This window comes from Enterobacter sichuanensis (assembly GCF_002939185.1).
Taxonomy (GTDB): Bacteria; Pseudomonadota; Gammaproteobacteria; order Enterobacterales; family Enterobacteriaceae; genus Enterobacter; species Enterobacter sichuanensis.
This window is the reverse complement of the sequence record NZ_POVL01000037.1, coordinates 14,745-28,426: the sequence shown is the minus strand read 5'-3', so window position 1 is coordinate 28,426 and position 13,682 is coordinate 14,745. Positions and strand designations below refer to the sequence as shown.

The following is a 13,682-nucleotide window of genomic DNA, read 5'->3' as shown; positions in this document are numbered from 1 at the left end:
CCTCGTTGACTGTTGCGTTAACAGTAGCGCAAAGCAATCCGAACTATTAGCGTGCATAATCAGATAGGAAATATGATTGAAATTCATAAATAGAGGCAACCGCGATGCTAAAAGACAATTTCAACGACCTGCTCTCTTTTATGGTGGTTGCCCGCGAGCGTAGCTTTACGCGCGCAGCGGCGCAGTTGGGCGTATCGCAATCGGCACTGAGCCATGCCATGCGCAAGCTTGAAGCGCGGTTAGACGTACGCCTTTTAACCCGCACAACCCGCAGTGTGGTGCCCACCCAGGCGGGTGAGCAGCTTTTTGCGCGCTTAAGCCCACATTTGCGAGAGATCGAGCAGGAACTCACGGCGCTTCGTAGCGCCCGCGACAAACCCGCTGGCTCGGTCCGCATTGTCGCTGGCGAGCACGCGATGGACGCCGTGCTCTGGCCGATACTGAAAACATTTATGGCGCAATATCCTGAGATTAACGTCGAGGTGACGATCGATAACGGCCTGACGGATATCGTGGACGGCCGCTTCGACGCGGGAATACGTCTGGGTGAACAGGTGGCAAAAGATATGATTGCGGTGCGGATCGCTCCGGACATGCGCATGGCCGTCGTCGGTTCCGCTGTTTATCTTGCACGCTTTGGGGTGCCTCAGGTACCGGAGCAGCTCGCTGACCACCGCTGCATCAATATGCGCCTGCCCACGCGAGGGGGATTGTATCAATGGGAATTTGAACGCGACGGGCGCGAGATTCGCGTGCGGGTTGAAGGACAGCTAACGCTGAATAATCTGTCGCAGCGCATCGATGCGGCGGAGAGTGGTCTCGGATTAGCCTACGTGCCCGAGTCCTCGGTTCTGGACGCTCTTCATCACGGACGGCTGGTCAGAGTCCTTGATTCATGGTGCCCCACTTTTGAAGGATATCACCTCTATTATCCGAGCCGTCGACAGCACACTACCGCGTTCAGGTTGCTGCTTAATGCCCTGCAGCAATAAAAATTTATACCATTTGGTAATAATTAAGGGAATCTGATGATTAAATAATCAACCTCGCAATTGTTTTGACTAAAAACTCACCACGATTCAGCGTGTTGTGATCCCCGTCTGCTCTGACCACACGATTTCCTTCGACGTGCATCACTTTCGGCACGGTTATATTTTGCGTCGCTTATGAATTGCAGGTAGGATGCCTCGCCATGTTTCGCCTTATCCATACGCAGAATGACTGGGAAGGCGACATGTGTTTGCGCAGAAGCAATCGTTTGTATTGCATTCTGCCAGGCAGGACTATCACGATAATGGTTCAGACAGGCAAACAGGTAACTCAATGAAAACAAGCAATAAAAGCGCAGCCGATCATCATGCTGCTAAACGTCGCTGGTTGAACTCCCACGAAGAGGGCTACCACAAAGCGATGGGCAACCGTCAGGTTCAAATGATCGCCATCGGCGGCGCTATCGGAACGGGTCTGTTTTTAGGTGCGGGTGCACGTCTGCAGATGGCTGGCCCGGCTCTCGCCCTGGTCTATCTGGTGTGCGGGATCTTCTCTTTCTTCATTCTTCGCGCGCTGGGCGAACTGGTACTGCATCGCCCTTCCAGCGGAAGCTTCGTCTCCTACGCCCGTGAATTCCTCGGTGAAAAAGCGGCCTACGTGGCGGGCTGGATGTATTTCGTCAACTGGGCGATGACCGGTATCGTCGACATCACCGCGGTTGCGCTGTATATGCACTACTGGGGCGCGTTCGGCGATGTGCCGCAGTGGGTCTTTGCGCTTGGCGCGCTGGCCATTGTCGGCACCATGAACATGATCGGCGTGAAGTGGTTCGCGGAGATGGAGTTCTGGTTTGCGCTGGTCAAAGTGCTGGCCATCGTGGTGTTCCTGGTCGTGGGTACCGTCTTCCTTGGCAGCGGTAAACCGCTGGATGGCAATGCCACCGGCTTCCACCTGATAACCGATAACGGCGGTTTCTTCCCGCACGGTCTGCTGCCTGCGCTGGTGCTGGTTCAGGGCGTGGTGTTCGCCTTTGCCTCCATCGAGCTGGTGGGTACCGCAGCAGGTGAATGTAAAGATCCGCAGACGATGGTGCCAAAGGCCATCAACAGCGTGATCTGGCGTATCGGTCTGTTTTACGTCGGTTCCGTGGTCCTGCTGGTTCTGCTGCTGCCGTGGAACGCCTATCAGGCGGGGCAGAGTCCGTTCGTGACCTTCTTCTCTAAGCTGGGCGTGCCTTACGTTGGCAGTATCATGAACATCGTGGTGCTGACGGCGGCGCTCTCCAGCCTGAACTCCGGTCTGTACTCTACCGGCCGTATCCTGCGCTCCATGTCGATGGGCGGTTCTGCGCCGAAGTTCATGTCGAAGATGAGCAAGCAGCACGTGCCGTACGCCGGTATTCTGGCCACGCTGGTGGTCTACGTCTTCGGCGTGTTCCTGAACTACCTGGTCCCGTCACAGGTCTTCGAAATCGTGCTGAACGTGGCCGCACTCGGGATCATCGCTTCCTGGGGCTTTATCGTGGTCTGCCAGATGCGTCTGCGTAAAGCGATCAAAGAAGGGAAAGCCGCTGACGTTAGCTTTAAGCTGCCTGGCGCACCGGTGACCTCCTGGCTCACCCTGCTCTTCCTGTTCAGCGTGCTGGTGCTGATGGCGTTCGACTACCCGAACGGCACCTACACCATCGCGACCATTCCGCTGCTGGCCGTGCTGCTGATTGCCGGCTGGTTTGGCGTGCGTAAACGCGTTCATGAGATCCACAGCACCGCGCCGGTTCATCCTGATGATGAAAAACACGACGCACCGCTGGTAGAAGAGACCTCGCGTTAATACGCAGTCAATAAAAAGGGAAGGCATTTAGCCTTCCTTTTTTTTATTACAACGCGATACGAATCACATCGTCAGGCTGGGTGGCTTCCTGCTGGCGGGTGGATTTCTGTTTCACCGTCACGTACAGGGCTTTGCCATCCGCTGAGAGCGCCAGGCTGTTCGGGTAGACCGGCGTGTCGATGGTTTTGGTGACCTTATACGAGTTGGCGTCAATCACGCTTACCTTACCGGCTTCACGGTGCGTCACATAAACTTCATTGCGGGCCGGGTTAAACAGGACGGCCAGCGATTCCGGCGCGGCGATTTTGTCGATCACGCTGCCCTCTTTCAGGCTCACCACCAGCACTTCCGGCTGTTTTGAATCGGTCAGGAACGCGCGCTGACCGGCAGTGTCGAGGCTCAGATTCAGGTAGAAGTGCTCTTTGCCGTCATCCTGCACCTTTTTACGGCTGATAATTTTATTGCTGGCCGTATCAATCGTCACCAGCTCGCCGTCCGCATTGGTGGTATAGAGACGTTTCGCCTGCGCGTCCAGCGCCAGGCCGGTGCTGTAGGTCCCGGTATTGGCAATGGTCGCTTTCAGCTTCAGCGTGGCGCCATCCACCACCCAGACGACGCTCTCTTTCCCCACGCCCGTGATGTACACTGTGTTCGTGCTGTCATCGGCCACCAGCTGGCGCGGCTGCAGTGGCTTAACGGTGTCACTACGCTGACGTCCATCCAGCACCAGCCGCCCTTTTACATCGCCCGTTTTCGCATCAATGGCCGTTACCGCGCCGTTGATAGTATTGCCCAACCACAGCGTCTGGGTCGCCTTATCAAGAGTGGCACCAAAAGGTTTGAGATCGCTGTGAATCGCCTGCGTCACGTCCAGCGTAACCGGATCGAGGCGATAGACAACGCCGCCCTTGTCGGTTTTACGGCTTTGCGACGTCGCGACCCACAGGGCATTTTCCTGCTGGCTCACCGCCATTTCATACGCCCCTTTTCCCACGGCTTTACGCAGCACCTCTTCGGCGGCATGAGCCTGGAACGTTCCGGCAAGCAGTAACGTGGCTGAAAGCAGTGACAGGCTCAGGCGCGGTGAGCACAGATGACGTAAAGACATAACAATTCCTTTTCTGAAATGAGGGGTTCTGCTGACATCGCTTCCGGCAGGCAACGTCATGGCATTGCCTTTTGATAATGAGAATAGTAATCATTAATGAATCAAATGTGGAGATTTTCTTTCCCGCTTCGCCTTCCATTAACGCAATGTGCGGTTATAGTTTTCAAAACTTTTACAAAACCTTTAACATATATGGACATGTTCCATTTGGTTCGTTTATACACCACAACCGGTTTTATTCATGAAAATCATTTCTGCCCATAAGGCTTCTCTTCCGCTGCTGCTGGTTCCTGTTATTTTTGCGCCTCTTACCGCCATGAGCGCGGAAGAACAGACCATGATCGTCAGCGCCACGCCGCAAACCGTATCGGAACTCGATACTCCAGCCGCGGTCAGCGTCGTCAATGGCGACGATATGCGCCATGCCGCTCCCCGTATCAACCTGTCTGAATCTCTCGGCAGCGTCCCGGGCCTGCAAATTCAGAACCGGCAGAACTATGCGCAGGATCTTCAGCTGTCGATGCGTGGGTTTGGTGCCCGTTCAACCTTCGGCGTGCGCGGCATCCGTATGTACGTAGACGGTATTCCGGCCACCATGCCGGACGGACAGGGTCAGACCTCGAACATCGATCTCTCAAGCGTGGAGAGTGTTGAAGTGCTGCGCGGCCCCTTCTCTGCCCTGTACGGCAACGCCTCTGGCGGCGTGATTAACATCAATACCCAGACCGGGCAGCAGCCGCCGACCATTGAAGCCAGCAGCTATTACGGCAGTTACGGGACCTGGCGCTACGGCATGAAAGCCACTGGCGCGATGGGTGATGGCACCCACGCAGGCGATGTGGATTACACCGTGTCCACCACCCGTTTCACCACCAAAGGTTATCGCGACCACAGCGGCGCGCGTAAGAACCTTGCCAACGCCAAACTGGGTGTACGTATTGATGACGTCAGCAAGCTGACGCTGGTCTTTAACAGCGTGGACATGAAGGCCAACGATCCAGGCGGACTGAACTATCAGGAGTGGCGGGACAACCCGCGCCAGTCCCCGCGCGGCGATCAGTACAACACGCGTAAAACCATCAAACAGACCCAGGCCGGCCTGCGTTACGATCGTCAGCTCAGCACCCAGGACGACCTCAGCGTGATGATGTACGCCGGTGAGCGTGAAATGACGCAGTACCAGTCGATTCCGTATCAGCCGCAGCTGAAACCCTCCCACTCCGGTGGGGTGATCGATATGCAGCGCCACTATCAGGGGATTGATACCCGCTGGACGCACCGTGGCGAGCTGCTGGTGCCGGTGACCTTCACCACCGGTCTTAACTACGAAAACATGAGCGAAGATCGTCGCGGATACGAGAACTTCGTCATGGATAACGGCGTACCGGATTACGGTGTCAAAGGTGATAAGCGTCGCAATGAACGCAATCTGATGTGGAACGTCGATCCGTATCTGCAAACGAGTTGGCAGCTGACGCAGAAACTGTCAGTGGATGCCGGGGTACGCTACAGCTCGGTCTGGTTTGATTCCAATGACCACTACGTGACGCCGGGCAATGGCGATGACAGCGGCGACGCGAGCTACCACAAATGGCTCCCTGCCGGTTCCGTGAAGTATGCCGTGACGGACGCGTGGAACCTTTACGCCGCCGCCGGGCGTGGCTTTGAAACGCCAACCATCAACGAGCTTTCCTACCGTTCAGATAACCAGGGTGGGCTGAATATTGGTCTGAAACCGTCCACCAACAACACCTATGAAGTGGGCAGCAAAACCCGCATCGGCAATGGCCTGCTGACCGCCGCCCTGTTCCGCACCGATACGGATGACGAGATCGTGGTGGATGCCAGTTCTGGCGGCCGTACCAGCTATAAAAATGCCGGCAAAACCCGTCGTCAGGGTGTCGAAGTGTCCCTCGATCAGCAGTTCGCTGAAAACTGGAAGCTGAAGATGGCGTGGACCTATCTGGACGCCACTTATCGCACCAACGTATGCGGCGATACGAACTGTAACGGTAACCGGATGCCGGGCATCGCCCGTAATATGGGTTACGCCTCGTTTGGCTGGCAGCCGGAGGAAGGCTGGTACGCGGGTTCAGATGTGCGTTACATGAGCGATATCATGGCCGACGATGAGAACACAGCGAAAGCGCCATCGTATACGGTGGTCGGACTGAATACCGGATATAAATTTAACTATGGTAACTGGGGCATGGACGTCTTTGGTCGCGTCGATAATCTCTTCGATAAAGAGTACGTTGGCTCAGTCATTGTCAACGAGTCCAACGGCCGTTATTACGAGCCTGCACCTGGACGTAGCTACGGTGTAGGGCTCTCGGTCTCTTATCGCTTCGAGTAAGTAATAAGAAAAGTTTAATTTATCCCTAAAATAACGCTCCTGATGGCAATAAACCATCAGGAGTTATTCATCAGATAAATAATCAGGTGCGGTATATAGTCGCTCTGTTAAATAATCTCTCAGTTAAAATATTGTCGCTGTAAAAGAGTATTGGCTTCATCAATCAACTTATCAATTGCCTTCTGACTGGCTTCAACATCTCTTCGCTCAAGGGCGGTAAGGAGTTCGTCATAGTGATATGTCGAGGCTTTGATGTCGTTGAGTTCCTGATGCAGATAGTTCATGCAGGGCCCGATACGCACCCATAACTGTTCAATTAGCGCGTTAAGCGTTGGCATTTCCGCATACTGATACAGCGTAAACCGCAAGACGCGATTCGCATGCAGTGCCTGCTGAACGTGCCCGTTGCGCATGGCCTCATGGAAGGCATCTGACATTTTGCGCAACGTCTCAAGCTTAGTGTCAGACATATTCTGACAGGCGGCGGCAACGGCCATCGGCTCAAGCTGTTTTCTGATGGCGTTAATCTCGTTATAACGCTCCAGCGTCACCTCTGGCACCAGAAATGCCTGTGCGGGAGTGGCGTGTAACGCGCCAGAAGAGACCAGCCGCAAAAGCGCCTCGCGAACCGGAGTAATACTGGTACCTAATTTATCGGCGATCTCTTTCGTTATCAGTCGTGCCCCAGGTTTGAGTGAGCCTGTAATTAACGCCCCTTTCAAACTGAGTTCAACTTGCATAGTAAGGCTGACCCTTTGGGCTTTTTCTAAGTGATCCAAATCAAGCATGTTCAATTCCTGTAGCTAAAACTTAATGCTATTTTTAAACGCCAGTTTTAATAAAACGACGCTGGTCCGATATATCCTGTATCGTCATGCCTGGTGGTGGGAGTACGTAAAAACTGCAAAAAAAAGCAAACGTCAATTTTTATCGATTTCGGGCTCATCCGGGATGATGGCGCGAAATGCCATGTCCAGTAATTAAAGACAATATATCGTATCTTCACAAATAAATATGGCGGGAAACCCCGCCATAGTACTCTTTATTTATTGTCGTCCGCGACGCGAATCACGACTTTACCGAAGTTCCGCCCTTCAAGAAGGCCAATCAGCGCCTCCGGTGCGTTCTCCAGCCCGTCCGTGACCTGTTCACGATAGTGAATTTTACCTTCCTGTACCCAGCGCCCCATCTCCTGCTGGAACTCCTGAATGCGGTGCCCGTAGTCCTGGCCGATGATAAAGCCCTGCATACGAATGCGTTTCTTGAGAAGGGTCGCCATCAGAAGCGGCAAGCGATCCGGCCCCTCTGGCAGGCCCGTCGCATTATAGCCGCTGACCAGACCACACACCGGCACGCGTGCGGCGGTATTCAGCAGCGGCAGGACCGCGTCAAAGACTTTGCCGCCGACGTTCTCATAATAGACATCAATGCCGTTCGGGCAGGCGTGTTTCAGTTGCTCAGCGAAATCCGCCGCGTGGTGATCCAGACACTGGTCAAACCCGAGAACCTCGACGGCATGGCGGCATTTTTCAGCACCACCGGCGACGCCGACCACCCGGCAACCTTTGATTTTGCCAATCTGCCCCACGGTCGCCCCCACCGGGCCTGTTGCCGCTGCAACCACCAGCGTCTCACCCGCTTTGGGTTGCCCAATATCCAGCAGCCCCATATAGGCAGTAAAGCCCGGCATACCCAGAACACCCAGCGCCCAGGAAGGATGAGATGGATTTTCACCGAGCTTCACCAGACCGCTGCCGTCTGAAAGTTCATACTCCTGCCAGCCGCTGTAGCCCAGCACCCACTCACCCGTTTTGAAATCGGGATGTCGGGAGTGTTCAACACGGCTGACCGTTCCCCCTACCATCACCGCACCAATCTCAACCGGCGGTGAATAGGATGGCGCATCGCTCATGCGCCCGCGCATGTATGGATCCAGCGACAGCCAGACGGTGCGAAGCAAAAGCTGCCCCGCCTCAGGTTCCGGAACGGGTTGCGTTTCCAGACGAAAATTTTCTGCGACTGGCGCACCATGAGGGCGCGAAGCCAGGACCCAGCGGCGATTTTGCGAAACAGGTTGATTCATCGGGATCTCCTTCTGGTACAAATGTCTTTACAGCCTGGCGCAGGAACGGCGTTCTCGCCTTAGCATTACAAGCCAGACTGGTTCAGCCGTACAACCAGATAGATGCAGGGTTCATTCGTTTCATTGATGAACCGGCAGTCATTGGGCGGCCCCAGTTCGAGACAGTCTCCGGCACGCATCTCGTGGCGCGTATCGCCCTCCTGAAACACCAGCTCGCCGGACTGCAGCCAGATAAGCTGACGTGCCAGCGCGTAAGAAGATGCCGGCATCGGAACATCGCTGCCCGCAGGCAGTTCAACCTGAACAAGATCGATGGGCAGATCGGTGCGGGGAGAAACATGGCGGCGGAGGTAGTGCGTCTGCGGGTCACGCCAGACGGGCTGGTTTGCCAGGCGCAGCAGCTTTCCTTCCTGCATTTCGGCACGGGCAATCAGCGTGGACATGCTAATGCCAAACGCGCCAGACAGGCGGGCAAGCAAGGTGGCTGTCGGGCTGCTGTCCCCACGCTCTATCTTATGGATCATGGCGCGGGAGACGCCTGCCCGGTCAGCAAGCTCGCTCAGGGACCAGCCGCGAGACTCACGTTCGAGGCGAATTCTTGCGCTAATCCGTTGATTCATTGTGTCTGTTATGGTGTTCATGACGTCATACTATAGTGTATGAACGGCATTTCAATGGGCTTTTGATAACAAAAAAATATGGCTTATGCCGTAGCGATCGGGCGATACAGTTGTGTAATATCGTAGCCATAACGTAACACTATAGTGAACAACACACAGAGGTTTAATCATGATCGTTCGTCATGCCTGCAAAGAAGACTGCGCTGCGATAGGAGAGATCTACAACCACGCGGTGGTGCACACCGCCGCGATTTGGAACGATAAAACCGTCGATACCGAGAACCGCATCGCCTGGTTTGAGGCGCGCACGCTCGCGGGTTACCCGGTACTGGTCAGTGAGGAAGACGGCGCGATCACCGGTTACGCCTCCTTTGGCGACTGGCGCGCTTTTGATGGTTTTCGTCACACGGTTGAGCACTCGGTTTACGTCCACCCGGATCATCAGGGCAAAGGCATTGGCCGCACGCTGATGAAAGCGTTGATTGACGAGGCCCGCGCCATCGGTAAACACGTAATGGTTGCCGGGATTGAAGCGCAGAATCATGCTTCGATCCATCTTCATGAAACCCTCGGTTTTGTCACGACGGGGCAAATGCCGCAGGTGGGGACCAAGTTTGGCCGCTGGCTGGACTTAACCTTTATGCAGCTGCAGCTGGATGAGCGCAGCGATCCGGACGCTATCCCATGAATCAGTCGCTGACGCTGGCATTTCTGGTGGCGGCGGGAATAGGCCTGGTGGTGCAAAACACCCTGATGGTGCGTATCACCCAGTCCTCCTCCACCATACTTATCGCGATGTTGCTGAATTCCCTGGTCGGCATTGTGCTGTTTGTCAGCATTCTGCTGCTGAAACAGGGCGTCGCCGGATTTAGCGAGCTGGCCACAACGGTACGCTGGTGGACGCTCATTCCCGGGCTGCTGGGCTCCTTTTTTGTGTTTGCCAGCATCAGCGGGTATCAGAATGTTGGCGCGGCGACGACGATTGCCGTGCTGGTGGCAAGCCAGCTCATCGGCGGGCTGGTGATGGACGTGCTGAGAAGCAATGGCATTCCGCTACGCGCCCTGATCGGCCCGGTGTGCGGCGCGGTGATGCTGGTCGTCGGCGCCTGGCTGGTGGCGCGACGTCAGTTTTAATCGCTAGAGGATCGTGCCACCTTTGGTCAACTGTTCGTGACGCGCCTCCATCTCTTCTTTGTGCTCCTTACCGTGGTGCGAAATGGCGGTACGCAGGCGTTGTTGCTGGGTGTAGCGCTCTTCACGGCTTAGCTCAGCGTCATCGCTCAGTTCAATCAGCAGTTCATTCATATGGGTGATGACGCCTTCGTTAATCGCGGCATCGACACGGGCGATCACGTCGTTTAAATGTGACATTGTCACTCCTTGTTATGTGCCCGGTAGCGCTACGCTTACCGGGCCTACGGGTGCCAAATGTAGGCCGGGTAAGGCGTAGCCGCCACCCGGCGATGACATACTTAATTCAGCTTCGCTTTTGAGAAATCGCTGCCCATCAGGCTCACGCTGTACCCGGTTATGTTGCTCCGGGTCGCATAGAACGTTTTGCCGTTCGCCAGCGCGATCCACGGCGCCTGCTGGTAGAAGATTTCCTGCGCCTGGCCGTAGAGTTTCGCACGCTCCGCCGGGTTGCTGGTCAGCTTCGCTTTTTGTACCAGGGCATCATACCCCTTGTCACACCAGCGCGCGGCGTTTGAGCCGGTTTTAATGCTGTTGCAGCCCAGCAGCACATCGGCAAAGTTGTCCGGATCGCCGTTATCGGACATCCAGCCAAACAGCGCAGAGTCATGTTCGCCTTTACGCATGCCGGAGAGGTATTCGCCCCATTCGTAAGAGACAATTTTGGCCTTCACGCCGACTTTTGCCCAGTCGCTCTGGATCATCTCAGCGATACGACGGGAGTTAGGGTTATACGGACGCTGAACCGGCATTGACCACAGCGTGACCTCCGCGCCCTTCTCCAGCCCGGCCTGCTTCAGCAGCGCTTTCGCTTTTTCAGGATCGTAGCTGTAGTCCTTCAACGCTTTGTTAAAGCCCAGCATGTTTGGCGGGATCGGCGATTTTGCCACCGTGCCCGACCCCATAAACACCGCATTAACGATGGCCTTCTTGTCGGTCGCGTAGTTCAACGCCTGACGCACCAGCACGTTATCAAACGGTTTTTTCTCGGTGTTAAACGCCAGATAGCCGACGTTCAGCGCATCGACCGAGTGCAGCGTCAGGTCTTTGTTGTTCTTGATAACATCAAACTGCACCGGGGACGGCGCAGGAATGATCTGGCACTCGTTGGTCTGCAGCTTCGCCAGGCGGGTTTCCACGTTTGGCGTGATGGAGAAGATGAGATGCTTCGTCGGCACTTCGCCTTCCCAGTAGTTCGGGTTTGCGACGTAGCGGATCAGCGAATCCACTTTGTACTGCTGGAGAACGTAAGGCCCGGTACCAATCGGCCAGGTGTCCACGTTCTCCGGAGTGCCTTTTTTCAACATCGTGTCGGCGTATTCAGCGGAGAGAATGGAGGCGAAATCCATCCCCCAGTCGGCCAGGAATGCGGCGTTAGGTTCACTGAGGGTGAACTGAACGTGGTAATCATCGACCTTTTTCACGTCCTGGATCAGTTTATCGAGACCCACATCGTTAAAGTATTCGTAATTGCCCTGCGACACATTGTGGTACGGGTGTTTAGGGTCTTTCTGACGCATAACCGAGAAAATAACGTCATCGGCGTTAAAGTCACGCGTCGGTTTGAAGTATTTATTGCTGTTGAACTTCACCCCTTTGCGCAGGGTAAAGGTATAGGTCTTGCCGTCAGGTGAAATCGTCCAGGACTCGGCAAGTGACGGCACCGGGGTATTTTTCACCGGATCGAAATTGATCAGGCGGTTATAGAGCACCTGAGAGCTGGCCACAAAAGACGGTCCAGAGCTGGCAATTTGCGGGTTGAAGGACTCGGGGGACGCTTCAGAACAGTAAATAAGGGTGTCGTTGTTTGCCGCCCATGCGGCACCGGCTGGTAAAAGTGCGCTCAGCGCAAGGGCGAGCAGTGTTTTCCCTGTAGACATGGTTATAACCCTGACAATTTTATTATATAGAACAGTAATAACAGCACAGCCGTAATCACCTGGCAAATAACTAAACACTATCAGGTTATTCTAAAGTTACGTTTTTCGCTGGTTTTGCAGCCAGCGTCAGAAAAAGCGATTTGTCTTAAGTGCCATTATTCGTCAAGCACAACCGTCACTTTCTATGCCGCAAGAAATCGGCGCTTTTAGCGTCTCTTCCTCCGTTTGTTTGCTTCCTCGTTTCGTTAAAGTAACGGTGTGAAGAAGTATATGGGATCAAATCGTGGCAAAAACTCTTTTACGCAGCGGTAATCTGGATGATTTTCAGGCCGTTGGCGGCGGCGGACAAGCCGTTTTTGAATCAGCGTTACAAATCCGGGAAGCGCTCCGGTTGCGCAAACAGCAGGCCATCGTCGACTGTCTGGCTATTCCTCAGGTCAACGACAGCGGTGACCGCGTGGACTGGTATTCTCCTGTTGACGGGAGCGTAACCAGCTGGAAAGCGGCCGGTGAAGATGACCGTTATCGCGCCCTGCGCTATCTGGAAAACACGCTCGCCAGCGTCGAGTCGTTAAGCAAGAAATGCCTCCAGTCGCCCAAAACTGCGCAACAGCTTTTTGGCTCTCTGCTGTCAAAGGCGTTTCAGTTCCCGGGTGAAAATTTCCTTTTCCTGGTGGACGGAAAACCGGTGATCAGCTTCTGGGGATTTGTAAACCTCAACGAAAATGCGCGCGACGATGTCCTCGACTGCCTGCGTGAATCCCTGATCCCTGAGCCTGACCCCGTTGTGATTGACGATCCTGAGCCCGAGCCGGAACCCGAACCTGTGGTGACCTTTGAGCACGCTGACGAGCCGCTGGTCGCCCCTTCTACAGTGGTGCGCATTACGTCGGAAGAGCTGTACGAACCTGAGCCAGCCCCGGTTGTTGCGCAACCCGTAGAGGAACCGGCCCCGGCGGTTGTCGCGAAAAAACGTCGTATCCCCCTGTGGACGCTGCCGGTTGCTGCCGTGATCGTTGCCGCTATCGCCGCGCCGCTGCTGTGGCCAAAACAGGCGCCTTCCGCCGAGCCCGCACCGGCCCCCGCCCCTCAGCCCGTGGAGATTGCGCCAAAGCCGATTAAAGCGGTTGAGCCGCTGGCGATGACGTTACCGCTGCATCAGGCAGAGGTGGTGGCCAGCAAAGAGAAAGAGCCTGCGCCTGCGCCACAGCCCGCTCCGGTGGTGATTGCCGCCATCCCGAAAGATGCCATGGTAATGGAAGCGAATCAGGTAAAAGCGGGATCCACGCGTTTCCTGAACGGCACCTGGCGCGCCATCCTCGACGTAAAAGATCCGGTGACCGGCAAGCCGCCGTCAATGCGCTATCAAATCCAGAACAATAAAGGTTTCGCCCGTGTTGTTCATGGCGACAACATTGTCTGTCGCGCGGAAGTCTTCTCCGGGCTGCACAGCAATGGTGAACTGATGCTCAAGAGTCGCGGTACTGCCCGCTGCACCGACGGTTCCCGCTACCCGATGCCGGAAATTGCCTGTAAAGCAGGTACCAGCGATATAGCAGAATGTCGCGCACGTTATGATGCAAACACCGTCGTCCCCCTGACGTTCAAGAAAGCAGGTGCCTGA

Annotated in this window: 12 protein-coding genes; 6 read left to right on the top strand and 6 right to left on the bottom strand. The window is 55.2% G+C overall.

The features are described from left to right. Nucleotides 1-104: 104 nt before the first annotated feature. Together C5687_RS16315 and ansP are read left to right on the top strand one after the other, a co-directional pair. Complete coding sequence (locus C5687_RS16315) at nucleotides 105-992, top strand: LysR family transcriptional regulator (protein WP_095440583.1); 888 nt, start codon at nucleotides 105-107, stop codon at nucleotides 990-992. A gap of 331 nt (nucleotides 993-1,323) precedes the next feature. Continuing rightward, nucleotides 1,324-2,820, top strand: a complete 1,497-nt coding sequence (ansP, locus tag C5687_RS16310; protein WP_008501774.1) for an L-asparagine permease — start codon at nucleotides 1,324-1,326, stop codon at nucleotides 2,818-2,820. Between the two features lie 46 nt (nucleotides 2,821-2,866). Here the strand turns inward: ansP and yncE are convergent, their stop codons facing one another. Then, nucleotides 2,867-3,928 (bottom strand): 7-bladed beta-propeller protein YncE, encoded by a 1,062-nt coding sequence (yncE, locus tag C5687_RS16305; protein WP_104557378.1) that lies wholly within the window; start codon nucleotides 3,926-3,928, stop codon nucleotides 2,867-2,869. A 241-nt stretch (nucleotides 3,929-4,169) separates the two neighbouring features. On the opposite strand from yncE, the gene pqqU reads away from it, so the two are divergent. Next, entirely contained in the window at nucleotides 4,170-6,284 is a 2,115-nt protein-coding gene (gene pqqU, locus C5687_RS16300; RefSeq protein ID WP_104557377.1) for a TonB-dependent receptor PqqU, read from the top strand. A gap of 119 nt (nucleotides 6,285-6,403) precedes the next feature. Here the strand turns inward: pqqU and C5687_RS16295 are convergent, their stop codons facing one another. From C5687_RS16295 to C5687_RS16285, 3 genes are all read right to left on the bottom strand, one after another. Then, entirely contained in the window at nucleotides 6,404-7,072 is a 669-nt protein-coding gene (locus tag C5687_RS16295) for a GntR family transcriptional regulator (protein ID WP_104557376.1), read from the bottom strand. Between the two features lie 254 nt (nucleotides 7,073-7,326). Next, on the bottom strand, nucleotides 7,327-8,367 hold the full coding sequence (locus C5687_RS16290; RefSeq protein ID WP_104557375.1) for an NADP-dependent oxidoreductase: 1,041 nt from the start codon (nucleotides 8,365-8,367) through the stop codon (nucleotides 7,327-7,329). Nucleotides 8,368-8,432: 65 nt separating this feature from the next. Beyond that, nucleotides 8,433-9,008 (bottom strand): helix-turn-helix domain-containing protein, encoded by a 576-nt coding sequence (locus tag C5687_RS16285; protein ID WP_104557374.1) that lies wholly within the window; start codon nucleotides 9,006-9,008, stop codon nucleotides 8,433-8,435. A gap of 148 nt (nucleotides 9,009-9,156) precedes the next feature. Here C5687_RS16285 and C5687_RS16280 point away from each other — a divergent pair, with 148 nt between their 5' ends. Both C5687_RS16280 and C5687_RS16275 read left to right on the top strand, forming a co-directional pair. Then, entirely contained in the window at nucleotides 9,157-9,675 is a 519-nt protein-coding gene (locus C5687_RS16280) for a GNAT family N-acetyltransferase (protein ID WP_104557373.1), read from the top strand. After that, nucleotides 9,672-10,121, top strand: a complete 450-nt coding sequence (locus C5687_RS16275; protein WP_095440581.1) for a DMT family transporter — start codon at nucleotides 9,672-9,674, stop codon at nucleotides 10,119-10,121. Before C5687_RS16280 ends, C5687_RS16275 begins: the two co-directional genes overlap by 4 nt. Nucleotides 10,122-10,124: 3 nt before the next feature. Here C5687_RS16275 and C5687_RS16270 read toward each other — a convergent pair whose 3' ends face one another. Both C5687_RS16270 and C5687_RS16265 read right to left on the bottom strand, forming a co-directional pair. Further along, nucleotides 10,125-10,358 carry a YdcY family protein gene (locus C5687_RS16270; RefSeq protein WP_104557372.1) on the bottom strand — a complete coding sequence of 78 codons (234 nt, stop codon included), beginning with the start codon at nucleotides 10,356-10,358 and terminating at the stop codon, nucleotides 10,125-10,127. A 101-nt stretch (nucleotides 10,359-10,459) separates the two neighbouring features. Then, entirely contained in the window at nucleotides 10,460-12,058 is a 1,599-nt protein-coding gene (locus C5687_RS16265; RefSeq protein WP_104557371.1) for an ABC transporter substrate-binding protein, read from the bottom strand. Between the two features lie 283 nt (nucleotides 12,059-12,341). On the opposite strand from C5687_RS16265, the gene C5687_RS16260 reads away from it, so the two are divergent. After that, nucleotides 12,342-13,682 (top strand): SrfA family protein, encoded by a 1,341-nt coding sequence (locus C5687_RS16260; RefSeq protein ID WP_104557370.1) that lies wholly within the window; start codon nucleotides 12,342-12,344, stop codon nucleotides 13,680-13,682.